Source organism: Acidovorax sp. ACV01, assembly GCF_014851495.1.
GTDB classification, from domain to species: Bacteria; Pseudomonadota; Gammaproteobacteria; order Burkholderiales; family Burkholderiaceae_C; genus Acidovorax; species Acidovorax radicis.
The window spans coordinates 427,564-452,073 of the sequence record NZ_JACUZT010000003.1; the positions used below are offsets into that span (position 1 = coordinate 427,564).

Below are 24,510 nucleotides of genomic sequence, written 5' to 3' on the forward strand. Positions count from 1 at the left end.
CCTCGCGCATCCTCACGCGGCTCCGCGCAGCAGTGCCCCCACCACCCGCGCTGCCTCCAGGATCTCGGGCGTGTCATACCCTGCGTACCCCAGCAGCCAACCCCTGCGCGGGGACTGCATGGCATAGCGCGACAGCGGCGCCAGCATCACACCCGCTGCCAGCGCCTTGCGGCTGATCGCCTCATCATCGGTGCCGGGCGCGCCTTCGTGCAGCAGGTGCATGCCCCGGTCGCTGGGCCACAGCTGCACCGCGCCATCGCTGGCGTCGGCCAGGGCGCTGATCAGCACCTGCTGGCGCTGCAGATACAGCTCCCGCATGTGCCGCAAGTGGCGCAGCAGGTGCCCCTCGGCAATGAAGCGCGCCAGCACCGCTTGCGCATCACCGGGTGCATGCCGGTCGGTGATGGCGCGGGCCATGGCAAAGGCCTCCACCAGCGCGGGTGGCACCACCACGAAGCCCAGGCGCAGGCCGGGGTGCAGGGTCTTGGAGAACGTGCCCACGTACAGCACCCGCTCGGACCCCGGCAGGCTGCACAGCGCGGGCACGCGCTGCGTGTTGCTGCCGTATTGAAACTCGCCGTCGTAGTCGTCTTCCACCACCCAGGCGTCGTGTGCGCGGGCCCATTGCAGCAGCGCCTGCCGCCGCACCAGGCCCATGCCGACCCCCGTGGGGAACTGGTGGGTGGGCGTGACCACCGCCATGCGCGCAGCGGGCCAGCGGGTGGCGGCCTCGTCGATGCGCATGCCGTCGGCATCCATGCCCACCGGCCGCGCCAGCGCGCCATGCCCCAGCAGGCTGGCGCGGATGCCGGGGTAGCCGGGGTCTTCCACCAGCACCTCGTCGCCCACGTCCAGCAGCAGCCGTGCAATGAGGTCGATGCCCTGCTGCGAGCCCGAGCACACCACCACCTGCGCCGCATCGCAGCGGATGCCGCGCGAGGCCCACAGCCACTGCGCCACGGCCTGACGCAGGTCCGGGTCCCCGGCCGGGTCCAGGTACTGGGCGCGGTCCACGCGCTGGCGGGCGCTGGCCTGGCGGGTGAGCCGGTCCCACAGCACAAACGGAAAGGTGGCGACCTCGGGCGCGCCAATGCGGAACGCCTTGGCGGCCGCCAGCGGGGGGCGCCAGCGCGCCGCCGTGTCGGCAATCAGCTGCCCCCGGCGTGACAGGCCCCGGGGCGGCGCCACCAGGCCTTGCGGGGCGGCCGAGGTGGCCGCCACGGCCTGCGACACATAGGTGCCGTCGCCCACCCGCGCTTCCACATACCCTTCGGCCTGCAGCCGCTGCACGGCCCACAGCACGGTGTTGCGCGACACGCCCAGGCTGCTTGCGTGCTCGCGCGACGGCGGCAGCCGCGTGCCCGCGCGCAGGCTGCCCTGCTCGATGGCGCGGCGCAATTGCTCATACACCTGCTGGCGCAGGGTGGTGGCGGTAGATCGATGGGCTCGATTGGCTCCGGGGCGAGGCACGAATTGGCCCTTTCAATGTTGTGATGCCGCCATAAACTGAAGAACCATTGTAGAAACCCGGGCCGCCACCGTGCGATCCGCCTTTGTTGAGAGAACCCCATGGCCCCACACATCGCCACCGTCACCTGGCAGCGCGGCAACGACGACTTTCTGGACAAGCGCTACCACCGCGCCCACACCTGGCACTTCGATGGTGGCGCCACCGTGGCCGCATCGTCGTCGCCCCATGTGGTGCCGCTGCCGTATTCCGACGCCGCGGCCGTGGACCCTGAAGAAGCCTATGTGGCGGCCCTCTCTAGCTGCCACATGCTGTGGTTCATGGATTTGGCCAGCCGTGCGGGCTTTCGGCTCAACAGCTACACCGACGCGGCCGTGGGCACCATGGCCAAAAACGAGCAGGGCCAGCTCGTCGTTACCCAGGTGCAGTTGAGCCCCGCCACGCGCTTTGACGCGGCCCACGCGCCCAGCGCCGCACAACTCGACGACCTGCACCACCGCGCCCACGCGTCGTGTTTCCTGGCCAACTCGGTCAAGACGCGGATCGACTGCGCGCCCGTGCTGGAAGTGGAAGGGGCCTGACATGACGATTGCCAACCGCCAGTTCCAGGTGACGGCCCCGGCCATCTTGCAGGCCCTGGTGCGGGCCCAGCCCCTGGCCACCTTGGTCGTATCGCACGAAGGCGTGCTGCATGTGAACCATGTGCCGCTGTACCTGGACCCCACGCGTGGCCCGCATGGCACGCTGGTGGGCCATGTGGGGCGTGCCAACGGTGTCCTGCCACTGCTGCCGCAGGCCGCCGTGGCGGTGTTCCACGGCCCGCAGGCCTACGTCTCGCCCTCGTGGTACCCGTCCAAGGCCATCGACGGCAAACAGGTGCCCACCTGGAACTACGCCACTGTGCACGCCCACGGCACGCTCCATGCAGTGGACGACCCGGTGCAGTTGCGCGCCATCCTGCACACGCTGAGCGAGCGGCACGAGGCCCACCGCCCGGACCCTTGGCGCATTGACGATGCCCCGCCCGACTACATCGACAAACTGCTGCACGCCATCGTGGGCATCGAACTGCCGGTGGATCGCTGGGAAGGCATCTGGAAAGTCAGCCAGAACCGCACCGACACCGACCGCGCGGGCGTGGTGCAGGGCCTGATGGCCGAGGGCACATCCGCAGCAGAGGACATGGCCGCGCTGGTGTTGGGGGGCTTGATGCCATGAGCAACGGGGCTTGTCAAAATTGATAGCTGCTAGCGCTTGATGGATAAGCGCTAGCACCTGTTTTATCCAGAATTGAGTGTCCCACGGGGTTCTCAGCCCTCCAGCAGTTCCACCCGCAGCGTCACCACCGGGCCTGCCACCGCAGGGTGTGTGGCCAGCGCATGCACCGCCAGGTCCACGGTGGCCTGCGCCACGGCGTCCGTCAGCACCAGCACCTGGGTGTGGCTGCCCGATGGCAGTGATTTCTCGGCGGCCAAGGCCACCTGCAACACCGGCACCTGCTGCGCGGCCAGCCAGGCGCCCACGGCCTCGATCTGCTGCGCGCTGTGCACCGGCACGCGCAGGTAGTGGCGTGTGTGCACGGCCGCGCGGGGCAACACGGCCAGGCCTTCGTTGACCGCATCTGCGTGAAACCCCAGCTGCGGCACCCGCTGCGCGGCACGCGTGCCATCGAGCCGCGCCACATCCACCAGGTCGGCAATCACGGCCGACGCGGTCTGCTCCGACCCCGCACCCGCGCCGTAGTACATCGTCACGCCCGCTGCATCGCCCTTGACCATGATGCCGTTCATGGACCCGTTCACATGTGCCATCAGGTGCGTGGCGGGCACCAGCGCGGGCTGTACGCGCAGCTCGACGCCGTCCGCGCCACTGCCTGTGCGGCGCTTGGCCACGCCCAGCAGCTTGATGCGGAAGCCCAGCTGCTCCGCACACGCCACGTCCAGGCCCTGCAGCGCGGTGATGCCTTCGACCTGCGCATCGGCAAACCGCAGCGGCATGCCAAACGCATTGGCTGCCAGCAGCGTGATTTTGTGTGCGGCGTCGATGCCCTCGATGTCGAAGGTCGGGTCCGCTTCGGCGTAGCCCAGCGCCTGGGCCTGCGCCAGCGCTTCGGCAAAGCCAACGCCCTCGTCGCGCATCTTGCTCAGGATGAAATTGGTGGTGCCGTTGATGATGCCGGCCACCCATTCGATACGGTTGGCCGTGAGGCCCTCGCGCAGCGCCTTCACGATGGGGATGCTCACCGCCACCGCGCCTTCGTACGCCACGACCACGCCGTGCTGGCGCGCGGCGGCGAAGATCTCGTTGCCATGCACCGCCAGCAGCGCCTTGTTGGCCGTGACCACATGCTTGCCCGCACGGATGGCGGCCAGCACCCATTCACGCGCCGGGCCGGTGCCGCCGGCGGCCTCCACCAGCACGTCCACATCGGGGTGCGTGGCGACCTGCATGGGGTCGTTGGTGAGCGCCACGTCCTTACCCACCACGCTCATGGCACGGGCCAGGCTTCGGGCGCAGACCACCACCATCTTGATGCCCCGCCCCGCGCGGCCTGCGATGAGCGCCTGGTTGCGCGCCAGCACGCGGAAGGTGCCTGCGCCCACGGTGCCAATGCCGATCATGCCCACGCGCAGAGGGCGCATCGCCACGGTGGCGGCGTGCAACGGTTGAGGCTCTAGGGATGGGACGGGATCGCGGTACATGGACTTCTCCGGCTAACGAACAAACAAAAAAACCCAGCTGCCAGAGCTGGGTTTCGTGCATTCGTCTTGGGGGAGAAGAGAGCGATCACCAGGTGGCTGCCGAAACGGCCACCTGCGCGTGCTCAGGTGGCCGCGGGGGTAATGGTGGTAATCATTCGTGCAACCACAGCCCGCGTGAACGCGCGCTGCATCATGCCCATGCCTTGGAAGGCAGTGGCGCGTGCGGCGAGGGCGGGGGTGGTGTACGACATGAAGAGGCGCAGTGTACCTGACGGTGCCGGGCGCGCGTCAAGCCCGGGCGGTGCGGTGTGTTGCGCGCAGACGCCGCGCGGCTTGGCGGCAAGTGGTCTGCACATGCATCGAATCGTACGTGATGGTGCTATCAATTAAATAGCTATTTGCGCTTGATGGGAGAGCGGTAGCGGCCTATTTTTCTTGGAATGCCTGCACACCCAGCTGCGCCATCAGCTCCATCGCCCCTGCCGGGGCCCGCTCCTTCGCGCCGTTGATGAAGTACACGAACACGTCGCGCGGCCGCCCGCCGCCCGTCCACGCGCGCACGCCGTCCGCCCACTGCGCAATCGCCTCGGGCGCATAGCCGGTCGGTACGTCGGCCTGGCTGCGCATCAGCCGCAGGTAGGCGAAATCCGCCTCGGCATCGGCGATGGCTGGGAATTTTTCGGAATCGGTGTGCACCGGCACGCAGCCGTACTGGCGGGCCAGCGCAATGAAGGCGGGGGTCGCAAAGCTCTCGTGCCGCACGTCGAGCACATGGCGCAGGCGGCGGCCATCGACCTGCTGGGGCAGCAGCGCGAGGAAGGCCTCGAAGTCCCCCGGCTCGAACGCCTTGGTGGGCATGAACTGCCAGACGATGGGCCCGAGCTTGTCTTTCAGTTCGGAGATGCCGCTCTCGACAAACCGCGTGATCGAATCGCCCGCCTCCGCCAGCACGCGGCGGTTGGTTGCAAAGCGGTTGGCCTTGAGCGAGAACATGAAGCCCTCGGGCGTTTCGCCATGCCACTTGGCGAACGTCGGTGGCTTGAAGGTGCTGTAGTAGGTGCCGTTGACCTCGATGGCGGTGAGCTGGCGGCTGGCGTACTGCAGCTCTTTGCTGTGCGCCAGGCCTGCGGGGTAGAAGTTGTCGCGCCAGGGCTCGAAGGTCCAGCCGCCGATGCCGATGCGGATCTGCGGGCCGCCGCTGCTGCTGTTGCTGCTGTCGCCACTGCCTGCGTGGGTGGTAGTGCTGCTGGTGCTGTCCACGGCGTTCCCCCTGGTGAGTTCACGGAACAGGCACTGTAGCAGCGGCCTGGGTCTTGGCGTGGGCGTGGGCCGGGTGCGCGCGCGGCGGCGGCGCACCTGCACACGCGCTTCAAATTTTTGTGAACCCGCCGCGCGCTACGGCTGCTGCCCAGGCAGCTCGACCCGCGCCTCCAGGCCCGGCCCCTCGCCGCGCGGCCCGAGCACCAGGCGGCCGCCCAGCGCCTTCGCCAGCTCGCTCGCAATGGCCAGACCCAGCCCCGTGCCGCCGGTGCCGCGGTTGCGCGAGTCTTCCAGCCGCACATAGGGCTGCAGCACGGCGGCCAGGTCGGCCTGCGCAATGCCGGGGCCCCGGTCCAGCACGCGCAGCAGCCACGGGCCTTGCGCCTGTGCCTGTTCCTCCAGGCTCAGCTCGGCCGCGCCTGCAAACTTGATCGCGTTGTCCACCAGGTTGCACACCAGCCGGCGCAGCGCCTGTGGGCGCGTGTCGCAGGTGCCCGGGTCTGCGTGCAGCAGCGTCACGGGCAGGCCGGCATCGGCGTAGTCGAACGCAATGCTCTGCAGCAGCGCGCGCAGGTCCACGCGCTGCAGCGGCTCCTGCACGGCCTGGGACGAGCGCGCGTAGGCAATGCCTTCTTCCACCAGCGACTGCATCTCGGCCAGGTCCGCGTGCAGCTTGCCCTGCAGCGCGGTGTCGTCCAGCAGGTCGGCGCGCAGGCGCAGGCGGGTGATGGGCGTTTGCAGGTCGTGCGAGACGGCGGCCAGGATGCGCATGCGCTCCTCCAGGTGCGCCTGGATGCGCTGCTGCATGCGGTTGAAGGCCTGGGCAGCGCGCTGCACCTCGCGCGGGCCGTCCTCGGCCAGGGGCACGGCGGGGCGGTCGGCGCCCAGCGCATCGGCCGCGTCGGCCAGCGTGCGCAGGGGCCGCGTGGCCGCGCGCACCGCCCAGGCGCATAAACCCACCAGCAGCGCCAGTTGCAGCGCCAGCGCGCCCAGCACCCAGGGCGAGACCTGCAGCCGGGGCTCGTCCATGTCCACGGCCAGCGGCGTGCCGTCGGCCAGCTGCAGCTGCAGGCGCAGCTCGGTGCCGGGCACGCGCGGGTCGATCACGTGCACCGTGCGGCCCGGCGGCAGCGTGGCGCCCACGGCCCCTGCGATCAGGCGGGCCATGGCGGACGGGTCTTCGGGTGCATCGAGCGGCGCGGTCAGTGCAAACCGGTAATTGCGGCGCGCCAGCCGGTCCACCCACTGCGCGCGCTCTGCGGGCGGCAGGCGGTCCAGCATGGCGATGGAGCTGGCCACGTCGCTCGCCAGGTACGACACCATGGCGCGGCGCATGGTCATGCCGCGCTCGGTGATCGCCAGCACAAACGTCAGCGCGTGCGCCAGAGCCAGGCCGAGCGCCAGCACCAGCAGGATGCGCCCGAACAGCGAGCGGGGCCACCAGCGCAGCGTCATGCGGCGGTCCCTCCCCGCGCTGGCGTGGGTACCTGCACCGATGCGGGCAGCACGTCGGCGCAGAACACATAGCCCTCGTTGCGCACCGTCTTGATGTAGCGCGAGCCGCGTGCGCCATCGCCCAAACGCTGGCGCACGCGGCTGACCAGCAGGTCGATGGAGCGGTCGAACACGTCGGCGTCGCGCCCCTGCGTGAGCTGCAGCAATTGGTCGCGCGTGAGGATGCGCTGCGGGTGGTCCAGCAGCACGCGCAGCAGACGGTATTCGGCGCCCGAGAGCGCCACCACCGCGCCCGTGGCATCGAGCAGGTGGCGCGCCGTGGTGTCCAGCCGCCAGTCGCCGAATGCGAGATGGCGCGCGGGCTCGGCCACCGCCAGGTTGGGCGGCAGCATGCGCGTGCGCCGCAGCACCGCGTGGATGCGCGCCAGCAGCTCGCGCGCGGCAAAGGGTTTGGTCAGGTAGTCGTCCGCGCCCAGCTCCAGGCCCAGGATGCGGTCCGCCTCGTCGCTGCGCGCGGTGAGCATGATGATGGGCAGCGGCGGCGCGCCGGGGCTGCGCAGCTCGCGGCACAGCGTGATGCCGTCGGTGCCGGGCAGCATCAGGTCCAGCACGAGCAGGTCGATGCGCTGCGTGGCCAGCACCTCGCGCATCTGCCGGCCGTCGGCCGCCACGCTCACCTGCAGGCCCTGGCGCTGCAGGTACTCGGCCGCCAGCTCGCGGATGCCCGCGTCGTCATCGACGATCAGGATGTGGTCTTCGGTGGGCGTGCTCATGGGTGGTGATTCTCCGGGGTTTGCCCTGGGTGTGGCAGCGGCGCGGCGGGCCGTATGTATCTGAACTTGTCGGGCGGCGCTGCGGATACGCACGCATACCAAAAGGCCTTGCCAGGAAATATCACCGATACGTCCGCTCGCTTCAATGCAGTCTTCCTGAACTTCACGAGGACCTTGCCATGAAGATGAACCCCTGGATGGCCACGACCGGGCTGCTGGCGCTGTGCCTGGCCCAATCCGCAGGCGCCCAGCAATCCCTGGCCGCCACGCCTGCCAAGGCCCCGCTGGGCCGCTGGATCACCGAAAGCGGCAACCTGGAGGTAGACATTGCGCCCTGCGCCGGCGAGACCCTGTGTGGCAAGGTGGTGCGTGTGCTGGCCAACCGTTCCATGAGCGCCCCGGGCGCTGACATGGCCGCGGCCGACGCGCGGCCTGCGCTGGGCATGACCCTGCTGTCGGGCCTGCGCCCCAGCGGCGACGGCAGCACCGAATACCAGGGCGAGATCTACAACCGCGAGAACGCCAAGACCTACCGCGCCACCCTCACCCCCGCCGAGCCGGATCAGCTGCTGGTGCGCGCCTATGTCGGCATTCCGCTGTTCGGCAAGACGCAGGTGTGGCGCCGCCCTGCCATCGACCAGGGGGCGCCGCAATGACCAATACCTCGCCCTGGCTGGCCGTGGCCGCCGGCATGCTTACCGTGGGCGCGCCCTGCGTGCTGCCCATGCTGCCGGTGGTGCTGGGCGCATCGGTGGCGGGCGGCCCCGCGCAGCGTACGCGCCCGCTGTTCATCGCGCTGGGCTTTGCGCTGTCGTTTGCGGCCGTGGCGCTGCTGTTCAGCAGCTTTACGCAGGTGCTGGGGGTCTCGCCCGAGGGCTTGCGCCGGTTCGCCGCCGTGATGCTGCTGGTGTTTGGCGTGCTCACGGTGTGGCCCCGGCCCTTCCAGTGGCTGAGCCAACACGCGGGTGGCGTGCTCAGCCGCGTGGCCAGCCTGGGGCTGGGTTCATCGGGCGGCAACTGGGGCGGGCTGCTGCTGGGCCTGAGCCTGGGCGCGGTGTGGACGCCCTGCGCCGGGCCGGTGCTGGCCTCCATCCTCACCCTCATCGCCACCGAGCCGCCCGGCGTGGGCACCGCCGTGCTGCTGCTGGCGTATTCCACCGGCGCCGCGCTGCCCATGCTGGCCATCGCCTACGGGGGCCAGGCTGCGGCCAGCCATGTGCGCCGCATCTCGCGCCACGCGCACCGCGTGCAGCAGGCCTTTGGCGTGGTGGTCATTGCCGTGGCGCTGGCCATGCTGCTGGAGGTGGATGGGCAGGTCACCGCGTGGCTGTCGCAGTTCTATCCCTCGATTTCTGGCGGGCTGTGAGCGGCCCGCAGCAAGGAGTTTTCACCATGACATCGCGCCCTTCTTCACCCTTCTCGTTTCAGCGCCGCACGTTTCTGGCGTCTGCGGCCTCCGTGGCCGCTGCCGTGGCAGCGCCCACCCTCACCCACGCTGCAGGGCCCGCCATCCAGGCGGCGACGCTGCCCGACTTTGGCCCCGCGCCCGAGTTCACCGGCATCGAGCGCTGGCTCAACTCCGAGCCGCTGACCCTGGCCCAGCTGCGCGGCCGCGTGGTGCTGGTGGATTTTTGGACCTACGCCTGCATCAACTGCATCCGCACCCTGCCCCATGTGAACCGATGGGCCGAGCTGTACACGCCCCAGGGACTCACGGTGGTGGGCGTGCACACGCCGGAGTTTCCGTTTGAGCGCACCACCAGCAATGTCGAGGTGGCCATGCGCCGCCACGGCGTGAAGCACCCCGTGGCGCAGGACAACCGCTACGGCACCTGGAAGGCCTACAGCAACCAGTACTGGCCTGCCGCGTACCTCATCGATGCGCAGGGCCGCATTCGCTACAAGCATTTCGGGGAGGGCGAATATGAGCGCACCGAAGCCGTGATCCGCGCGTTGCTGGCGGCGCGGGGATAGACCTACTGAATCAATCGTTTCCCCGCCCTTTCCCTACTCACCTTTGCAGGACTTTTGCACCATGCCGTACCCCCGCCTTCAATTTGCCCTGGTCACGCTCGCCGCGGCCGCTGCCGCCCTCTGCATGGCCGCCGCCAGCCATGCCCAGGCGCCGCAACTGCCACCACCCGACGCCACCCACCCCGCCACGCTGCAGCTGATGCAGGGCTTTCCGCCACCGCCCGACAAGGTCGTGCGCCTGGCCAACATCCTCAAATACCCCAATGTGCGCTGGGCCGCGCACCACCTGCGCGAGCTGGGCCCTACGGCCGCCGTGTGGCGCGGCGCAGGCGCGCCCAGCGCGTTGACGGCCGCAGCCCGCACGCTGGACGACGCGCTGCCCGTGCCCGATGGCAAGGGCGGCGCCACCACGCTGGCTGACTGGCAGAAGGCCACCTACACCGACGGCCTGCTGGTGCTGCACCGGGGCCGTGTCGTGTACGAGCGCCACCACATCGGCATGCAACCGCACCAGCCGCATGTGTTGTGGTCCATGAGCAAATCGCTCACCGGCCTGCTGGCCACCGAACTCATCCAGGAAGGCGTGATCGACCCGAAAGCGCTGATCCCCCACTACCTGCCCGAGCTGGCCACCAGCGCCTGGGCCGATGCCACCGTGCAGCAGACGCTGGACATGACCACCGCCGTGCAGTACGCCGAGAACTTTGCCGACCCCGCGTCCGGCGTCTTCCAGTACCTGGCCGCCGCAGGCCTGCAGCCCGCGCCGCCCGGCAGCAACGCCGCCAAAAGCATGGCCGAGTTCTTGCCCACGCTGAAGAAAGACGGCGAGCACGGCACCGCGTTCGCGTACAAGTCGGTGGACACGGAAGTGCTGGGCTGGCTGTTGCAGCGCGTGACGGGCAAGAGCTACGCCACGCTGCTGTCCGAACGCATCTGGTCGCGGCTGGGGGCGCAGGAGGATGCGTATGTGTTTGCCGACGCCAACGGCGGCCAGTCCACCAGCGTGGGCGTGAACGCCACGCTGCGCGACTTGGGCCGCCTCGGCGAAATGCTGCGTGCCAACGGCCGGTTTAACGGGCAGCAGATCATCTCGCCCGCCACCATCGCCGAGCTGCGCAAGGGGGCGGATCCAACCCAGTTCAGCAAGGCTCCCGGTACCGCCATGCGCGCGGGCTATTCGTACCACAACCAGTGGTGGGTGCCACACGATGCCGACGGCACCTACGAGGCCAAGGGCCTGATGGGTCAGCACATCCACATCAACCCGGCGGCAGAGCTGGTGGTGGTGAAGCTGTCCACACACCCGGTGCCCAACACGGCCTTCACGCATGCGGTGGACCGGCAGGCGTTTTCCGCGTTGGCCGCAGCGGTGCGGGCGCGCTGAGCGGCGAAGAAAGATGGCATCGAGGTGTGCCCGGTGCCAGTGCATGCCCCGTTAGTTACTTCACCAGCGTGGCGGTCAGCGTGATCTCTGGCACCGAGGCCAGTGCCTTCGACAGCGGGCAATTGGCCTTGGCATCTGCCGCCATTTTCTGGAACGCGGCATCGTCCATGCCAGGCACCTTGGCCGTGAGCGTGAGGGCGATGCGGTCAATCACAAAACCGTCACCTTCCTTGCTGAGCCGCACGCTGGCCGTGGTGTCGATGGTCTCGGTGGCGATGCCAGCCTTCTCAGCGGCAAAGGAAAATGCCATGGTGAAACAGGCGGCGTGTGCAGCGCCCACGATTTCTTCGGGATTGGTGCCCTTGCGGTCATCGCCAAAGCGGCTGGCAAAGCCGTAGGGGTACTTGTCCAGCGCGCCGGTCTCGGTGCTGATCTGGCCCTGGCCGGCCTTGCCGGCACCTTCCCAGTGAACGCTGGCTTTTTTTTCAGGCATGGTGTGCTCCTTGTGGTGGTGAATGGGGTGAACCTCCGATGTCACCACGCCCCGCCGCTCGGGCATGTGGGACACCATCGCGTTGCGATGTCCATCCTGTCAATGTTTATGGCAGCGCAAGGGCATGCGCAGTAGCGTTACACGTCTTCAACGATGGGTTGGGTCCGCACCATGCGGATCGCACCAAACGGACACCGCACCGCGCACAAGGCGCACCCCGTGCAGGCCGCCGCGTCGTGCAGCTGAGACCATTTGGGCCCCCAGGCTTCTGGGCCTTGCACCTGCAGCGACAACACATGCGGCGCACACACTGCCACACACCAGCCGCAGCCTGTGCAGCGGTTGGTGTCGATGGCGGGCAACGCTTTGCGGGGGGCGTTCATGGGCAGGGTTGAAGGGCGCAGCAGCGGAGTGGAACTAGGAGCCAGGCGACCACGAGAGCATTGCAGCTTAGCGCGCGCAGCACCGTTGGTCGAGCGCTGCCGTGGTGGGCGGGCTGCAATCTGCACCCAAGGCGGGTCGCTGGCGATACAGTGCGTCCATGTCCCCAAGCAGCAGCAACACCACTTCCACCACCACCCGGCACCTTCTCATCCGTGGCCACGTGCAGGGTGTGAGCTACCGCTGGTCCATGGTGCAGGCGGCCCACCAGCGCGGCCTGCAAGGCTGGGTGCGCAATCGTCTTGATGGCAGTGTGGAGGCCCTGGCCACCGGCCCCGCCGAAGCTGTGCAATCCCTCATCGACTGGGCCCACCAGGGGCCGCCGCATGCGCGGGTGGATGGGGTGGAGGTGGGCAGCTTGGCAGAGCCTGCGGAGCTTTTGGCAGGCTTTGTTCAGCGGGAGACGGTCTAGTCTTGAAGTGGAGGCGCTGGTCGGGGCGCCTCTGCCGCGCTCAGCCCCTGCGCTGCAAATCCCGAGCCCCATAGGCGCAGTACCCAGGCTTGGGACTCTTCTTCTGTGGGTGCAGCCGGCAAGTCTCGGGCCGCTTGTCGTACACCGTGCACCGCCGCGTTTTCGGGTCGAGAAAATTGCAGTCCCCACTGGCCCGCCGCGCCATCGTGAAGATCGCGTTCTTGTGGTTGAAGTGATCGATCAGCCGCGCTTTCTGCAGCCGCTTGGCGATGTGCCGGGGCTCTTCATGCTCGGCCTCGAACGGGTCCACCAGTTCCAGCCGCACCAGGTCCGAAAGCTGCACCTCCAGAGGCATCGTGCAGCAGTTGGCCGCGCAGTTGTCGCACAGGCCTGCGCGGTAGCGGGTCCAGGTGTCGAGGCGGTCGACGTCAACGATGGAGATAGGGGATTTCATGGGAGTTGGATGGTAGCAATCTCCAACCCGTCGCCGTGCGCGGCAGCCCCGTCTGCTAAAAGGGCAGTGTGTCGGGCACCCATTTGTCACCGATGACGCCCAGTGGCTCGCCCGAGTCTACTGGCGGCAGCCCCTGGTGGTCCGGTCCACCAAAGTTCAGGTTTTCCCACGTCATGCCCAAGCAACTCGTACTATTTCTGGCGCTCATTGCCACTTGCTTCAGCGTGGGGGCTACGGAACTGAGCCAGCTCGCCCGCAAAGACCTGCTCGACGCGGTGCGGCCGAAGGCGGCAACCCTGGCCGGCCAGCCCGTGCGGATCAAAGTAGACCGACTCAATGTGGACCGCAACTGGGCGGTGTTGGTGGGCAGCATCGTGGCTGCCTCAGGCAAGGGCATGGACTGGAGCCTGTCCGATGGTTGCCACCCTGATCTGGACAAGATGCTCTGGGTGGTCTTGCACAAATCCGGCGCCGTCTGGCGGGTGAAGCACATGGACATTTGCGCGTCGGAGCCACCGTATTGGTACATGGAACAGTACGGCGGCCTTGTCTGGCCCTGCGGCGTGTATGCGGGGCTGGAGGATGGGAGTGAAGGGGGTACGCTGGAGAGCCGGTGCAGGAAGCAGCAGACGCTCAGAAGGCGCTGATGAGGGGGCAGCCCCGTTTTTTCTGAGGTGCCGAACCAGGGAGATCGTCGCTGGCAGCAGCTAGCGTTGAAAACGCTTGTCAGCAGCCGCGCATATTGGCTAGCCAACGTGCCGGTGCCATGCCCACCTGCCCCTTGAAGCGCCGCGTCATGTGGCTCTGGTCGGCGAAGCCGCAGGCCGCCGCCACGTCGGCCACCGCATGGCCCTGCCGCAGTGCCGCCTGGGCCTGGCGAATGCGCACCATGTTCAGGTAGGCATGTGGCGCCATGCCGTAGGTGGCTGTGAATGCACGGGTCAGGTGCGCGCGCGACAGGCCGGCCTGTGTGGCCAGGGCCTGCACCGTCACGTCATCGGCAAAGTGCGCGTCCAGGTACTCGCGCACCAGGGCCATGCGCTGTCGGCCTGCGCCCAGGCAGTCGCTTGCCCAGTGCGCTCTGGTCTCGCCATGGCGGCCCAGTAGCGCCACCAGGGCTGCGCTGGTGAGCTCCTCTCCGTGCAGTGACTCCTGCTTTTCGGCCACCGCAGCCACTGCCTGCTGCAGCAATAGGGCACCCTGCGGATCGTGCACCACGGGCGCCTTGAAGTACCGCGCCGCATGGCTGGTACCGCCCGCACCAAAAGCCGCCCGGTCCGCCACCAGGGCGTGCACCAGCGCGGCATCCACATACAGGATCGAATAGCCAAACCCCGCATCCGTGCCCCGGCTGCCATCGTGCGGCTCATCAGGGTTGAACAGGATCACATCGCCTGCCAGGCTGGCGTGGCGCGCACCACGGCATGCAAAGGTCTGCACGCCCGAGCGCGTGATGCCTATGGAATAGGTCTCGTGGCTGTGTCGCTCGAACCGGTGCTGTGTGAAGTGCGCATTGAGCAGCGTGACGCCCCCCGAGGCCAGCGGCCGCATCTCTGCCCAGTCGCGCTGGGTGCCGCCGCCACTGCCTGGCGGCGCGGGCGATGAAGAAGAGGAGGAGGGTGCGGCGGAATTGTCGTTCCCGGCGTGCATGCAACAAATGTACAAGACCGCCCCGTGCCGGGCGGCGACACTGCAGACAACCCGCCCACCGGCGTGGCCATGCAAGCCAACCCAGACCCAACCCGCCATGCCCGACACCGCCAACGCCCCTCCTACAACCGCAGTCCACCCTGTGGACTTGGCCCACAAGCTCACCCAGTTCACGGACCACTGGGCCCCGCGCACCGTGGCCGAATTCAACGGCCACGACATCATGGTCGCCAAGATTCAGGATGAGTACCAGTGGCACAGGCACCCCGATACGGATGACTTTTTTCTGGTGCTGAAAGGCACCGTAGAGATTGATCTCCCCGGTGGTGCCATGGTCACCTTGCACCCTGGCCAGCTATTCGTGGTGCCCAAAGGTGTGGAGCACCGTCCGCGCGCGAGTGCAGAGGCGCATATTCTGCTGATCGAATCGACGGGCACGCCGAACAGCGGAGACGCAGCTACGGCCGCGCCGCGCAGGGTACTGTGAAAAGGCTGTAGAGCCGATCGCATTCGACAATGCAGATGTCGAAGCCTTTGCTAGTGGTTTTCTCCAGCTGCTACTTCACTGTGGGCCGCAGTGGCAGCACATAGTGGTCCTTGCGCGTCTGCAGCAGCAACGGGGCCACCCGCTTCTCCACCTGGCGGGTGCCCGGCGTTGCCAGTGTGAGCGGTAGCCCGTTCGCCTGCAGGAGGTTCAGCACATCGGTGAACAGATACCTTGCGTTCGATGACCAACCTTGTTCACGACCAGCGCTGCTACAAAGCTGTTGGTCGAATGGAATGGATTCCGGTCGCGCTGTTGTGCAAATTTTTGAAGGCGGGGTGCCAGTTACTGGCGTGGTGCAGTGTCTTAAGACACGCTGAGTCGCCTATCTCCGCGTTAGCGGCAGTTCTCCGCCACCCCACGCTGCGCCGCCGCCATCTCCGCTTGCCGCTTGCTGTCATCCAGGTACTGCCGTTCGCCCTTGTTGTCGTACTGGAACACTGGGCGCTGGGCCTTGAGAGCACCCAGGTTGCTGCGTGCAGAGTTGCATTGCACGGATCGACTGTAGGCATCGGCCTGCTGACGTGCCTGCTGGGCATCGGCGGTTTGTGTTCCGGTGCCTGTCGTGCCCGTGTAGGGTGACCGTTGGCGCAGTGGCTGCTGCGCGCCGGGCGCGCGCGGCGGCGGGGCGTCGCTGGATGGCGGCGTGACCTTGATGTTTACGCTGCCCCCGGTGCCGCCGCTCATGTGGCAGGGCTGGTCCTGGAAGGCGGTTTTGCCGTCAGGCTGTGTGCATTTGTACGTTTGGGCCCAGGCCGACGATGCGGGGGCTGCCAGCGCCGTAAGCGTTGCTGCCGCAACAGCGGTGGTGGTGGTCACATTCCATTTCAGCAGCGACATGGCGGCTCAGCTCCGAAGGTGTATGCATAAACTGGTGCGGCGGGCGCCAGTCTGCAACGGGCGGGTGGTTGGGGTGCGAGCCGCCAACCCACCCCGATTCGACTCAATTCAAATTACACGTCAATATTGCCCGCCCGCAGGGCATTCGTTTCAATGAAGTCCCGGCGCGGCTCCACCTCATCGCCCATCAGCATGGTGAACACACGGTCAGCCTCGATGGCATCGTCGATCTGCACGCGCAGCAGGCGGCGCACGTTGGGGTCCATCGTGGTTTCCCACAGCTGCTCGGGATTCATCTCGCCCAGGCCCTTGTAGCGCTGGCGGCTGGTGGTGCGTTCGGCTTCGGTGATGAGCCACTTCATGGCCTGGCGGAAGTCGCCCACTTTTTCCTCCTTCTGCTTCTCTCCCTCGCCGCGCAGGGCCTTGGCGCCTTCGGCCAGCAGGCCACGGAAGGTTTCAGCGGCTTCGGCCAGGGCGGCGTAGTCGGCGCCGTGCACGAAGTCTTGCGTGATGACGCTGCTCTTGATGTTGCCGTGGTGGCGGCGGCTGATGCGCAGCAGGGGCTTGTCGGTGCGCACGTCGAATTCGCCGGCCACTTCGGCGGGGGCGCCGGTGGTGTTCAGTTCGCGCAGCTTGGCTTGCAGGGCCACGGCGCTGGCTTCGGCGTCGGCCACGGTGTCGAGCTTGAGGCTCACGCCGTCGGCAATGGCGCGCAGGGCTTCGGCGTCCATGAAGTTGCCCAGGCGGGCGATCACGCTTTCAGCGATCTGGTGCTTGCGCGCCAGTTCGGCCAGGGTGTCGCCGGTCAGCGTTTGCGGGTTGGTGCCGCCGGTGGTCACGCTGGCGTGGTTCAGCGCGATGCGCAGCAAGAAGCCATCGAGCGCGGGGGCGTCCTTCAGGTACAGCTCTTCCTTGCCGGCCTTCACCTTGTACAGCGGCGGCTGGGCAATGTAGATGTGGCCGCGCTCTACCAGCTCGGGCATCTGGCGGTAGAAGAAAGTCAGCAGCAGGGTGCGGATGTGGGCGCCGTCGACGTCGGCGTCGGTCATGATGATGATGCGGTGGTAGCGCAGCTTGGCCACGTCGAAGTCATCACCACCCGTGGTGCCCCCGGCCTTGCCGATGCCGGTGCCGAGGGCGGTGATCAGCGTCAGGATTTCGTTGCTGGTCAGCAGCTTTTCGTAGCGGGCCTTTTCCACGTTCAGGATCTTGCCGCGCAGGGGCAGGATGGCCTGGAACTTGCGGTCGCGGCCCTGCTTGGCAGAACCACCGGCGGAGTCGCCCTCGACGATGTAGATTTCGCACAGCGCCGGGTCTTTTTCCTGGCAGTCGGCCAGCTTGCCGGGCAGGCCCATGCCGTCGAGCACGCCCTTGCGGCGGGTCATTTCGCGGGCCTTGCGGGCGGCTTCGCGGGCGCGGGCAGCTTCCACGATCTTGCCGCAGATGATCTTGGCGTCGGCCGGGCGCTCCTGCAGGTAGTCGGTGAGCAGCTTGCCCACGATGTCTTCCACGGGGGCGCGCACTTCGCTCGATACCAGCTTGTCCTTGGTCTGGCTGCTGAACTTGGGCTCGGGCACCTTCACGCTCAGCACGCAGCACAGGCCTTCGCGCATGTCGTCACCGGTCACTTCGACCTTGGCCTTCTTGGCGAACTCGTTTTCTTCGATGTACTTGTTGATGACGCGGGTCATCGCGGCGCGCAGGCCGGTGAGATGGGTACCGCCGTCACGCTGGGGGATGTTGTTGGTAAAGCAGAGAACCTGTTCGCTGTAGGCGCTGTTCCACTGCATGGCCACTTCCACGCCAATGTGCGTGCCGGGGATGCCGCCATACGTCTCGGCCGGGCGTTCACCGGCCGCGTAGAACGAGGTGGGGTGCAGGACGGTCTTGCCCTTGTTGATGAACTCCACAAAGCCACGCACGCCACCAGCGCCCGAGAAGTCGTCTTCCTTGCCGCTGCGCTCGTCCTTGAGGCGAATGCGCACGCCGTTGTTCAAGAACGAGAGTTCGCGCAGGCGCTTGGCCAGGATCTCATAGTGGAACTCGTTGTTCTCTTTGAAGATTTCGGTGTCGGGCAAGAAGTGCACTTCGGTGCCGCGCTTGTCGGTGTCGTCCAGCACCTGCATGGGCGACACTTCCACGCCGTCCACCGTCTGCACGATGCGGTTCTGCACGAAGCCCTTGCTGAACTCCAGCGCGTGCACCTTGCCTTCGCGGCGCACGGTCAGGCGCAGCATCTTGCTGAGTGCGTTCACGCAGCTCACGCCCACGCCGTGCAGGCCGCCCGACACCTTGTAGCTGTTCTGGTTGAACTTGCCGCCAGCGTGCAGTTCGGTCAGCGCGATCTCGGCCGCCGAGCGCTTGGGCTCGTGCTTGTCGTCCATCTTCACGCCGGTCGGAATGCCCCGGCCGTTGTCCGTCACGCTGATGGAGTTGTCGCTGTGGATGGTGACGACGATGTCGTCGCAGTGGCCGGCCAGGGCTTCGTCGATGGAGTTGTCCACCACTTCGAACACCAGGTGGTGCAGGCCGGTGCCGTCGCTGGTATCGCCGATGTACATGCCGGGGCGCTTGCGCACGGCCTCCAGGCCTTCGAGGATGGTGATGGCGCCTTCGCCGTAGCTTTCGCTGGCCCCTGCCTGGTTGGTGTCGATCTTGGCGAGGGTGGGCTCAACATGGCCGGAGACGCCGGTGTCTTCGGGCTCGGAGGGGATGTTGTCAACGGTCATGGTGGGCCTTGGGATCCGTGGAAACCGGGGTTTCCAATGTGTCAATATGGGTCAAATTGGGCTCTGGCGCTTATCCGATAAGCACTAGTAGCTATCAATACAGTAGTGGCCGTGGTCAGGCGTTGCCATGGGACGGCGAGGCGCCTCAAATGCGCATTGGCATGACGACGTACTTGAAGCTTTCGTTCTCGGGGATGGTCAGCAGCGCGGAGCTGTTGCCGTCCGAGAGCTCCACCTTCACCATGTCCTGGTCCATGTTGGCCAGGGCGTCGATGAGGTAGGTCACGTTGAAGCCGATCTCGATGGTGTCGCCACCGTAGTCGATGTCGAGCTCGTCCACAGCCTCTTCCTGCTCGGCGTTGTTGGATGCCACACGCAGGGTGCCGGGTTCCAGGTTCAGGCGCACGCCCTTGAACTTGTCGCTGGTCATGATGGCCGTGCGCTGCAGGCTGGCCAGCAGTGGCGCGCGGCCCAGGGTGATGCTGTTCTTGTGGTTCTTGGGGATCACGCGGTTGTAGTCGGGGAACTTGCCCTCGACCAGCTTGGTCACGAACTCCATGCCGCCAAAGGTGAACTTGGCCTGGTTGTTGGCGAACTGCATCTCGATGTGGGGCTGGTTCTCGCCGCCAGCGTCGGACAGCAGGCGCTGCAACTCGATCACGGTCTTGCGCGGCAGGATGACTTCCTGCTTGGGCACTTCCACATCCAGCGTGGCGCTGGCAAACGCCAGGCGGTGGCCGTCAGTGGCAACGAGGCTCAGCGTCTTGCCTTCGGCCACAAACAGGATGCCGTTGAGGTAGTAGCGGATGTCCTGCACCGCCATCGCAAACGACACCTGGCCCAGCAGGTCCTTGAGGGTCTTTTGTGGCACGGCGAACACGGGGCCAAAGGCGGCGGATTCCTGCACCAGCGGGAAGTCCTCGGCCGGCAGGCTTTGCAGCGTGAAGCGGCTCTTGCCGCCCTTGAGGATGAGCTTGGATTGGGCCGATTCGAGGCTGACCGTCTGGTCGCCGGGCATGGTGCGCAGAATGTCGATGAGCTTGCGGGCACCCACCGTGGTGGTGAAGTCGCCGGTGTCGCCACCCAGCTCTGCGGTGGTGCGGATCTGGATTTCGAGGTCGCTGGTCGTCAGCTGCAGGGCATTGCCTGTCTTGCGGATCAGCACATTGGCCAGGATGGGCAGCGTGTGGCGGCGCTCCACGATGCCAGCCACGGACTGCAGAACCGCGAGAACCTTGTCTTGTGTTGCCTTCAGGACGATCATGTCATCAACCTCTTGTGGTTTTTTGGAACGGTGCGTGGACAGCGGCACAGATCATGCCTCCCCCTGCTGCACAACCCGTCATTTTGCCCCTTAACGGAGCCTTTTCTCTGGGGGGCCTCGATCACGCCTTTTTAGCCTTTCAGCGTCTGCTCCAGCACGTGCAATTGCTGGTTCAGTTCGGTCAGCTGCTGACGCTCGCCCGAAATCTTGCGCACAGCGTGCAAAACCGTGGTGTGGTCGCGCCCGCCAAACAATTCTCCGATCTCCGGAAGACTCTTTTGCGTCAGCTCCTTGGCCAGGTACATCGCAATCTGGCGGGGCCGGGCAATGCTGGCCGGGCGCTTCTTGCTGTACATGTCGGCGACCTTGATCTTGTAGTAGTCGGCCACCGTCTTCTGGATGTTTTCCACACTGATCTGCCGGTTCTGGATCGATAGCAGGTCGCGCAGCGCCTCGCGGGCCAGCTGGATGGAGATCTCCTTCTGGTTGAAGCGCGAGTACGCCAGGATCTTGCGCAGTGCGCCTTCAAGCTCGCGCACGTTGGAGCGCACGTTCTTGGCGACGAAGAAGGCGACTTCCTCGGGCATCTCGGTGCCTTCGACGCGGGCCTTGTTGATCAGAATAGCCACGCGCATTTCGAGCTCGGGCGGCTCGATGGCGACCGTGAGGCCCGAGTCGAAGCGCGACACCAGCCGCTCGTGGATGTTGGCCAGACCCTTGGGGTAGGTGTCCGAGGTCATCACGATGTGCGATTTCTTGGCCAGCAGGGCCTCGAACGCGTTGAAGAATTCTTCCTGCGTGCGGTCCTTGTTGGCGAAGAACTGCACGTCATCGATCAGCAGCAGATCGAGCGAGTGGTAGCGCTCCTTGAATTCATCGAACGTGCGCCGCTGGTACGCCTTAACCACATCCGACACGAACTGCTCGGCATGGATGTAGAGAACTTTGGCGTCGGGCTTGTCCTGCAGCAGGCGGTTACCCACAGCGTGCACCAGGTGGGTCTTGCCCAGGCCCACGCCCCCGTAGATGAACAGCGGGTTGTACAGGTGGCCCGGCATGCCGGCCACGTGCATGGCCGCCGAGCGCGCCATGCGGTTGGCCGTGCCTTCCACCAGGGTCTCGAACGTGAGGGCGGCGTTGAGCCGGTTGCGGAACGCGCCAGCGGACGCATCGTCGCTGCTGGGGGACTGCGATTCGGACGGCGCAGAGGTGTTGCTGGGCTCCGGTGCTGCAGGGCGTACGTAAGTACGGGCAACGGATTCACGCTGAGCGAGCGCTAACTCCAGGGTAACGGGTTGGCCATACAGGCCCTCCAGCAGCGAGGCAATGCGGCCCGCATACTGCGCCCGGATCCAGTCCAGCTTGAAGCGGTTGCCTACGAGCAGGGTAACCTTGGAGAAATCTTCTGCCACCTGGGCGATCAGGGGCTTGATCCAGGTGTTGAACTGCTGTTCGGGCAGGTCTTGCGCCAGTTGCTCTACGCAGGCTTGCCACAGGCCCTGGCCGGCATCTGCGCCGGGTGAATGTTGGGGGCTGTGGGAGGGTTCCTCGGTCATTTCAGGGGAATTCTTGTTGTGGATAGGAGGAACGGGGCTGGGCGGCGGATTGTAGCTTGTCAAGGAGTTATCCACAATTTGCGCGGTGTGCTTCGTCGCGTGTTTTTCGGGGTTGGATCATGGGGCCATCGGTGTGCGAGCCGGGAGGTTTCCGGGCTGCGCCATGGGGGCTTCGGCCGTGCTGGAAGGCCGTGACGGAGCTGTTCACAAAGGCCCGCCAGCCGAAAGGCATTGCCAGCAGCTGCCAAGCCTGCGATAATTTTGGGTTTCCCTGAATGTGTTCAGGGTGATTTGACCCGGCGCGCCGTTATTTCTGCCCCGTGGGTCTGCCGCCAAGGCGCTGTTTTATATGGTGTGGCTGTGCAGATTGCAGGGGGTTCAAGAGCAGCAGTCCGGAACTGAACCTCAAGGAATAGCACCATGAAACGTACTTACCAGCCCTCCAAGACGCGCCGCGCGCGCACCCACGGTTTCCTCGTCCGCATGAAGACCCGCGGCGGCCGTGCCGTTATCAACGCACGCCGCGCCAAGGGCCGCAAGCGCCTGGCCGTCTAAGGCCGTTACGGTCTACAGCCTGCTCCCCGGTTTGAACCGTCAGGGTCGAAACGGGGTGCTTGCATGCAACGGCTGAAAACCCGTCCGCAGTTCCAGGCAGCCATGGCAGGGGGCACTGTCTCCCGCACAGCGCATTTTGCGTTGCACCGTCTGGTTCTGGACACTGGCGGCAGCACGCCTGCTGGACAAGCCGATGCACCTACAGGGCCCGGTTCCTTGCCGTCAACGCAAGGGCCGCAGGCCCTGTTTGCCGTGCAGGGCGTCTGGCTGGGTGCCATGGTGCCCAAGCGCTGGGCGCGCCGCGCCGTGACGCGCAATACCATCAAGCGGCAGATCTACACGGTGGGCGCCACGTTTGAAGCGCGGCTTCCCCAGGCGGCCCATGTGGTGCGCCTGCGCACGGCGTTTGACCGCAAGCAGTTCGTGAGCGCCACGTCCGACCAGCTCAAGCAGGCGGTGCGTGCAGAGCTTCTGCAGCTGTTTGGTTATGCCGCCCGGCGTTCGGGTGGTGCAGTCTCTGCCCCCGTTTCACCGTTGGCGGCAGAGGCGGTTGCACCATGATGCAGCGCTTGTTGATCGGTGTGGTCAAGGGCTATCGGCTGTTTCTCAGCCCCTGGCTGGGTTCGGCCTGCCGGTTCGAGCCCACCTGTTCGGTCTATTCGCTGCAGGCGCTGGAACAGCATGGCGCTGCGGCAGGCAGCTATCTCACGGTGCGCAGGCTGGTACGCTGCCACCCCTGGTGTGACGGGGGCCATGACCCGGTCCCGCAACAATTGCCGCGCAGCATGCGGCTTTTCTCGCGGTTTTCCCATTCCACCAACCAACCATCCTCACCAAAGAAGTCTTCATGAACGACATTCGCCGCACCATCCTGTGGGTGATTTTTGGCTTTTCCATGGTTCTGCTGTGGGACAAGTGGCAGCTGCACAACGGCAACAAGGCCACCTTTTTCCCCTCCACGCCTGCCGTGACGGCGCCCGCCGCTGCCGGTGCTGCGTCCAGCGCGACCGGGGCCGCCAGCGTGCCCGCCACGAGTGCGCCCGTGGCCGCTGCGGCGTCGGGTGCCTCGGCCGTGCCCGGCCAGCCCGCTGCGGCGGCAGCGCCCGCCACCCGCGAGCGCGTGGAGGTCAAGACCGACCTGTACCGCCTGGTGTTTGACAGCGAGGGCGGCTCGCTCACGCATGCCGAACTGCTCAAGCACGCCGACATGACCGACAAGGCCCGCAATTTCCTGCTGCTGGACGAGAGTGCGCAGCGCGTCTACGTGGCGCAGACGGGGCTGATCGGCGGGACCTTCCCTACCCACAAGACCGCGATGACCGTGGTGCCCGGCCCCCGCGAGCTCAAGGACGGCGAAGACGAAATCAGCATCCGCTTTGAATCGCCCGTGCAGGGTGGTGTGAAGCTGCTCAAGACCTGGACCATCAAGCGCGGCGGCTATGACATTGCCGTCAAGCACGAGGTTGTCAACGCTGGCAGCGCTGCCGTGTCGCCCCAGCTGTACCTGCAACTGGTGCGTGATGGCAACAAGCCGCCGGGTGAGTCGTCGTTCTATTCCACCTTCACGGGCCCGGCGGTCTACACCGACGCCAAGAAGTACCAGAAGATCGAGTTCAAGGACATCGAAAACGGCAAGGTCGATATCCCTAAGGATGCGCCCAATGGCTATGTGGCCATGGTGCAGCATTACTTTGCCACGGCCTGGTTGCTGGCCGATGGCGTGCAGCGTGAGCCTTTCACCCGCAAGGTCGACGCCAATCTGTACTCGGTGGGCATGCTCACCTCCCTGGGCGCGATCGAGCCAGGTGCGACCAAGACCCTGGACGCGCGCCTGTTCGCCGGCCCACAGGTCGAGACGATGATGGAGAAGTTGTACCCCGGCCTGGAACTGGTCAAGGACTACGGCTGGCTCACCATCCTGTCCAAGCCGCTTTACTGGCTGCTGGACCAGCTGCACAAGCTGTTGAACAACTGGGGCTGGTCCATCGTGGCCCTGGTGCTGCTGCTCAAGATCGCGTTCTACTGGCTCAACGCCAAGGCCTACGCCAGCATGGCCAAGATGAAGGCCATCAACCCCAAGATCATGGAGATGCGCGAGCGCCTGAAGGACAAGCCGCAGCAGATGCAGCAGGAGATGATGCGCATCTACCGCGAGGAGAAGGTCAACCCGATGGGCGGTTGCTTCCCCATCATGATCCAGATCCCCGTGTTCATCGCCCTGTACTGGGTGCTGCTGTCCAGCGTGGAAATGCGCAACGCGCCCTGGATCGGCTGGATCCACGACCTGTCGGCGCCCGACCCGTTCTTCATTTTGCCGCTGCTGATGACACTGTCGTCGCTGCTGCAAACGGCCCTGAACCCCGCGCCACCCGACCCGATGCAAGCCAAGATGATGTGGTTCATGCCGCTGATCTTCAGCGTGATGTTCTTCTTCTTCCCGGCGGGCCTGGTGCTGTACTGGCTGACCAACAACATTTTGTCGATTGCGCAGCAGTGGCTCATCAACACCCGCATGGGCGTGCCGCCGCAGTTCAATCTGCCTAGCTTCAAGTGACG

At 66.3% G+C, this 24,510-nt stretch carries 28 protein-coding genes; 13 read left to right on the plus strand and 15 right to left on the minus strand.

From position 1 onward, the window contains the following. Positions 1-12 precede the first annotated feature (12 nt). Positions 13-1,470 carry a PLP-dependent aminotransferase family protein gene (locus IB243_RS10645; protein ID WP_192426872.1) on the minus strand — a complete coding sequence of 486 codons (1,458 nt, stop codon included), beginning with the start codon at positions 1,468-1,470 and terminating at the stop codon, positions 13-15. Between the two features lie 99 nt (positions 1,471-1,569). Between IB243_RS10645 and IB243_RS10650 the strand changes: the two genes are divergently transcribed. Then, positions 1,570-2,049: an OsmC family protein gene (locus IB243_RS10650; RefSeq protein WP_192426873.1), complete on the plus strand. Its 480-nt coding sequence runs from the start codon at positions 1,570-1,572 to the stop codon at positions 2,047-2,049. A gap of 1 nt (position 2,050) precedes the next feature. Beyond that, the gene (locus tag IB243_RS10655) at positions 2,051-2,686 is read left to right on the plus strand and encodes an FMN-binding negative transcriptional regulator (RefSeq protein WP_057271215.1); all 636 of its coding nucleotides are present in this window, start codon (positions 2,051-2,053) and stop codon (positions 2,684-2,686) included. A gap of 92 nt (positions 2,687-2,778) precedes the next feature. Here IB243_RS10655 and IB243_RS10660 read toward each other — a convergent pair whose 3' ends face one another. The 5 genes from IB243_RS10660 to IB243_RS10675 form a co-directional block, all read right to left on the minus strand. Next, on the minus strand, positions 2,779-4,170 hold the full coding sequence (locus tag IB243_RS10660; RefSeq protein ID WP_192426874.1) for a homoserine dehydrogenase: 1,392 nt from the start codon (positions 4,168-4,170) through the stop codon (positions 2,779-2,781). A gap of 122 nt (positions 4,171-4,292) precedes the next feature. Further along, a complete protein-coding gene (locus IB243_RS27295; RefSeq protein ID WP_255509275.1) occupies positions 4,293-4,421 on the minus strand; it encodes a hypothetical protein in 129 nt (42 codons plus the stop codon). Between the two features lie 175 nt (positions 4,422-4,596). Continuing rightward, positions 4,597-5,430 carry a DUF72 domain-containing protein gene (locus IB243_RS10665; protein ID WP_192426875.1) on the minus strand — a complete coding sequence of 278 codons (834 nt, stop codon included), beginning with the start codon at positions 5,428-5,430 and terminating at the stop codon, positions 4,597-4,599. A 135-nt stretch (positions 5,431-5,565) separates the two neighbouring features. Next, complete coding sequence (locus tag IB243_RS10670) at positions 5,566-6,885, minus strand: ATP-binding protein (protein ID WP_192426876.1); 1,320 nt, start codon at positions 6,883-6,885, stop codon at positions 5,566-5,568. Beyond that, entirely contained in the window at positions 6,882-7,658 is a 777-nt protein-coding gene (locus tag IB243_RS10675; RefSeq protein ID WP_192426877.1) for a response regulator, read from the minus strand. The genes IB243_RS10670 and IB243_RS10675 overlap by 4 nt, the downstream gene beginning before the upstream one ends. Before the next feature lie 179 nt (positions 7,659-7,837). Here IB243_RS10675 and IB243_RS10680 point away from each other — a divergent pair, with 179 nt between their 5' ends. From IB243_RS10680 to IB243_RS10695, 4 genes are all read left to right on the plus strand, one after another. Beyond that, entirely contained in the window at positions 7,838-8,314 is a 477-nt protein-coding gene (locus tag IB243_RS10680; protein WP_192426878.1) for a DUF2147 domain-containing protein, read from the plus strand. Next, positions 8,311-9,024, plus strand: coding sequence for a cytochrome c biogenesis CcdA family protein (locus IB243_RS10685; protein WP_192426879.1), 714 nt, complete (start codon positions 8,311-8,313; stop codon positions 9,022-9,024). The genes IB243_RS10680 and IB243_RS10685 overlap by 4 nt, the downstream gene beginning before the upstream one ends. Before the next feature lie 26 nt (positions 9,025-9,050). Then, a complete protein-coding gene (locus IB243_RS10690) occupies positions 9,051-9,632 on the plus strand; it encodes a thioredoxin family protein (RefSeq protein ID WP_192426880.1) in 582 nt (193 codons plus the stop codon). Positions 9,633-9,693: 61 nt separating this feature from the next. Continuing rightward, the gene (locus IB243_RS10695; RefSeq protein ID WP_192426882.1) at positions 9,694-11,016 is read left to right on the plus strand and encodes a serine hydrolase; all 1,323 of its coding nucleotides are present in this window, start codon (positions 9,694-9,696) and stop codon (positions 11,014-11,016) included. 55 nt (positions 11,017-11,071) lie between these two features. On the opposite strand, the gene IB243_RS10700 is transcribed toward IB243_RS10695, so the two are convergent. Together IB243_RS10700 and IB243_RS10705 are read right to left on the minus strand one after the other, a co-directional pair. Next, positions 11,072-11,509: an OsmC family protein gene (locus tag IB243_RS10700; protein WP_192426883.1), complete on the minus strand. Its 438-nt coding sequence runs from the start codon at positions 11,507-11,509 to the stop codon at positions 11,072-11,074. 137 nt (positions 11,510-11,646) lie between these two features. Continuing rightward, a complete protein-coding gene (locus tag IB243_RS10705) occupies positions 11,647-11,892 on the minus strand; it encodes an ATP-binding protein (protein ID WP_192426885.1) in 246 nt (81 codons plus the stop codon). A 158-nt stretch (positions 11,893-12,050) separates the two neighbouring features. Here IB243_RS10705 and IB243_RS10710 point away from each other — a divergent pair, with 158 nt between their 5' ends. Beyond that, positions 12,051-12,362 (plus strand): acylphosphatase, encoded by a 312-nt coding sequence (locus tag IB243_RS10710; RefSeq protein ID WP_192426887.1) that lies wholly within the window; start codon positions 12,051-12,053, stop codon positions 12,360-12,362. Between the two features lie 40 nt (positions 12,363-12,402). Here the strand turns inward: IB243_RS10710 and IB243_RS10715 are convergent, their stop codons facing one another. Further along, positions 12,403-12,816: a YkgJ family cysteine cluster protein gene (locus tag IB243_RS10715; RefSeq protein ID WP_192426889.1), complete on the minus strand. Its 414-nt coding sequence runs from the start codon at positions 12,814-12,816 to the stop codon at positions 12,403-12,405. A 173-nt stretch (positions 12,817-12,989) separates the two neighbouring features. On the opposite strand from IB243_RS10715, the gene IB243_RS10720 reads away from it, so the two are divergent. Beyond that, the gene (locus tag IB243_RS10720) at positions 12,990-13,463 is read left to right on the plus strand and encodes a hypothetical protein (protein ID WP_192426891.1); all 474 of its coding nucleotides are present in this window, start codon (positions 12,990-12,992) and stop codon (positions 13,461-13,463) included. A 79-nt stretch (positions 13,464-13,542) separates the two neighbouring features. Here IB243_RS10720 and IB243_RS10725 read toward each other — a convergent pair whose 3' ends face one another. Continuing rightward, entirely contained in the window at positions 13,543-14,466 is a 924-nt protein-coding gene (locus IB243_RS10725; protein WP_225584886.1) for an AraC family transcriptional regulator, read from the minus strand. Positions 14,467-14,563: 97 nt separating this feature from the next. On the opposite strand from IB243_RS10725, the gene IB243_RS10730 reads away from it, so the two are divergent. Further along, on the plus strand, positions 14,564-14,953 hold the full coding sequence (locus tag IB243_RS10730; protein ID WP_192426893.1) for a cupin domain-containing protein: 390 nt from the start codon (positions 14,564-14,566) through the stop codon (positions 14,951-14,953). A gap of 70 nt (positions 14,954-15,023) precedes the next feature. On the opposite strand, the gene IB243_RS10735 is transcribed toward IB243_RS10730, so the two are convergent. The 5 genes from IB243_RS10735 to dnaA all read right to left on the minus strand — a co-directional run bounded on the left by IB243_RS10735 (position 15,024) and on the right by dnaA (position 21,399). Next, complete coding sequence (locus IB243_RS10735) at positions 15,024-15,167, minus strand: hypothetical protein (RefSeq protein ID WP_192426895.1); 144 nt, start codon at positions 15,165-15,167, stop codon at positions 15,024-15,026. Positions 15,168-15,346: 179 nt separating this feature from the next. Continuing rightward, complete coding sequence (locus tag IB243_RS10740) at positions 15,347-15,850, minus strand: DUF4124 domain-containing protein (protein WP_192426897.1); 504 nt, start codon at positions 15,848-15,850, stop codon at positions 15,347-15,349. Between the two features lie 113 nt (positions 15,851-15,963). Beyond that, the gene (gene gyrB, locus IB243_RS10745) at positions 15,964-18,579 is read right to left on the minus strand and encodes a DNA topoisomerase (ATP-hydrolyzing) subunit B (RefSeq protein WP_192426899.1); all 2,616 of its coding nucleotides are present in this window, start codon (positions 18,577-18,579) and stop codon (positions 15,964-15,966) included. A 145-nt stretch (positions 18,580-18,724) separates the two neighbouring features. After that, positions 18,725-19,843, minus strand: coding sequence for a DNA polymerase III subunit beta (dnaN, locus tag IB243_RS10750; RefSeq protein WP_192426901.1), 1,119 nt, complete (start codon positions 19,841-19,843; stop codon positions 18,725-18,727). A gap of 131 nt (positions 19,844-19,974) precedes the next feature. Further along, positions 19,975-21,399 carry a chromosomal replication initiator protein DnaA gene (gene dnaA / locus IB243_RS10755; protein ID WP_192426903.1) on the minus strand — a complete coding sequence of 475 codons (1,425 nt, stop codon included), beginning with the start codon at positions 21,397-21,399 and terminating at the stop codon, positions 19,975-19,977. Between the two features lie 420 nt (positions 21,400-21,819). Between dnaA and rpmH the strand changes: the two genes are divergently transcribed. From rpmH to yidC, 4 genes are all read left to right on the plus strand, one after another. Further along, positions 21,820-21,954: a 50S ribosomal protein L34 gene (gene rpmH, locus IB243_RS10760; RefSeq protein WP_005798102.1), complete on the plus strand. Its 135-nt coding sequence runs from the start codon at positions 21,820-21,822 to the stop codon at positions 21,952-21,954. Between the two features lie 63 nt (positions 21,955-22,017). Further along, positions 22,018-22,515, plus strand: a complete 498-nt coding sequence (locus IB243_RS10765) for a ribonuclease P protein component (RefSeq protein WP_192426905.1) — start codon at positions 22,018-22,020, stop codon at positions 22,513-22,515. Beyond that, positions 22,512-22,805, plus strand: coding sequence for a membrane protein insertion efficiency factor YidD (gene yidD / locus IB243_RS10770; RefSeq protein ID WP_010464896.1), 294 nt, complete (start codon positions 22,512-22,514; stop codon positions 22,803-22,805). Before IB243_RS10765 ends, yidD begins: the two co-directional genes overlap by 4 nt. Next, entirely contained in the window at positions 22,802-24,508 is a 1,707-nt protein-coding gene (yidC, locus tag IB243_RS10775) for a membrane protein insertase YidC (RefSeq protein WP_192426907.1), read from the plus strand. Before yidD ends, yidC begins: the two co-directional genes overlap by 4 nt. Positions 24,509-24,510 lie beyond the last annotated feature (2 nt).

Excerpts from the sequence above, each read along its gene's own strand:
- IB243_RS10650 (WP_192426873.1), top strand. The coding sequence starts at position 1,570 with ATGGCCCCACACATCGCCACCGTCACCTGGCAGCGCGGCAACGACGAC.
- IB243_RS10655 (WP_057271215.1), top strand. The coding sequence starts at position 2,051 with ATGACGATTGCCAACCGCCAGTTCCAGGTGACGGCCCCGGCCATCTTG.
- IB243_RS10660 (WP_192426874.1), bottom strand. The coding sequence starts at position 4,170 with ATGTACCGCGATCCCGTCCCATCCCTAGAGCCTCAACCGTTGCACGCC.
- IB243_RS27295 (WP_255509275.1), bottom strand. The coding sequence starts at position 4,421 with ATGTCGTACACCACCCCCGCCCTCGCCGCACGCGCCACTGCCTTCCAA.
- IB243_RS10670 (WP_192426876.1), bottom strand. The coding sequence starts at position 6,885 with ATGACGCTGCGCTGGTGGCCCCGCTCGCTGTTCGGGCGCATCCTGCTG.
- IB243_RS10675 (WP_192426877.1), bottom strand. The coding sequence starts at position 7,658 with ATGAGCACGCCCACCGAAGACCACATCCTGATCGTCGATGACGACGCG.
- IB243_RS10680 (WP_192426878.1), top strand. The coding sequence starts at position 7,838 with ATGAAGATGAACCCCTGGATGGCCACGACCGGGCTGCTGGCGCTGTGC.
- IB243_RS10685 (WP_192426879.1), top strand. The coding sequence starts at position 8,311 with ATGACCAATACCTCGCCCTGGCTGGCCGTGGCCGCCGGCATGCTTACC.
- IB243_RS10690 (WP_192426880.1), top strand. The coding sequence starts at position 9,051 with ATGACATCGCGCCCTTCTTCACCCTTCTCGTTTCAGCGCCGCACGTTT.
- IB243_RS10695 (WP_192426882.1), top strand. The coding sequence starts at position 9,694 with ATGCCGTACCCCCGCCTTCAATTTGCCCTGGTCACGCTCGCCGCGGCC.
- IB243_RS10700 (WP_192426883.1), bottom strand. The coding sequence starts at position 11,509 with ATGCCTGAAAAAAAAGCCAGCGTTCACTGGGAAGGTGCCGGCAAGGCC.
- IB243_RS10705 (WP_192426885.1), bottom strand. The coding sequence starts at position 11,892 with ATGAACGCCCCCCGCAAAGCGTTGCCCGCCATCGACACCAACCGCTGC.
- IB243_RS10710 (WP_192426887.1), top strand. The coding sequence starts at position 12,051 with ATGTCCCCAAGCAGCAGCAACACCACTTCCACCACCACCCGGCACCTT.
- IB243_RS10715 (WP_192426889.1), bottom strand. The coding sequence starts at position 12,816 with ATGAAATCCCCTATCTCCATCGTTGACGTCGACCGCCTCGACACCTGG.
- IB243_RS10720 (WP_192426891.1), top strand. The coding sequence starts at position 12,990 with ATGCCCAAGCAACTCGTACTATTTCTGGCGCTCATTGCCACTTGCTTC.
- IB243_RS10725 (WP_225584886.1), bottom strand. The coding sequence starts at position 14,466 with ATGCACGCCGGGAACGACAATTCCGCCGCACCCTCCTCCTCTTCTTCA.
- IB243_RS10730 (WP_192426893.1), top strand. The coding sequence starts at position 14,564 with ATGCCCGACACCGCCAACGCCCCTCCTACAACCGCAGTCCACCCTGTG.
- IB243_RS10740 (WP_192426897.1), bottom strand. The coding sequence starts at position 15,850 with ATGTCGCTGCTGAAATGGAATGTGACCACCACCACCGCTGTTGCGGCA.
- gyrB (WP_192426899.1), bottom strand. The coding sequence starts at position 18,579 with ATGACCGTTGACAACATCCCCTCCGAGCCCGAAGACACCGGCGTCTCC.
- dnaN (WP_192426901.1), bottom strand. The coding sequence starts at position 19,843 with ATGATCGTCCTGAAGGCAACACAAGACAAGGTTCTCGCGGTTCTGCAG.
- dnaA (WP_192426903.1), bottom strand. The coding sequence starts at position 21,399 with ATGACCGAGGAACCCTCCCACAGCCCCCAACATTCACCCGGCGCAGAT.
- rpmH (WP_005798102.1), top strand. The coding sequence starts at position 21,820 with ATGAAACGTACTTACCAGCCCTCCAAGACGCGCCGCGCGCGCACCCAC.
- IB243_RS10765 (WP_192426905.1), top strand. The coding sequence starts at position 22,018 with ATGCAACGGCTGAAAACCCGTCCGCAGTTCCAGGCAGCCATGGCAGGG.
- yidD (WP_010464896.1), top strand. The coding sequence starts at position 22,512 with ATGATGCAGCGCTTGTTGATCGGTGTGGTCAAGGGCTATCGGCTGTTT.
- yidC (WP_192426907.1), top strand. The coding sequence starts at position 22,802 with ATGAACGACATTCGCCGCACCATCCTGTGGGTGATTTTTGGCTTTTCC.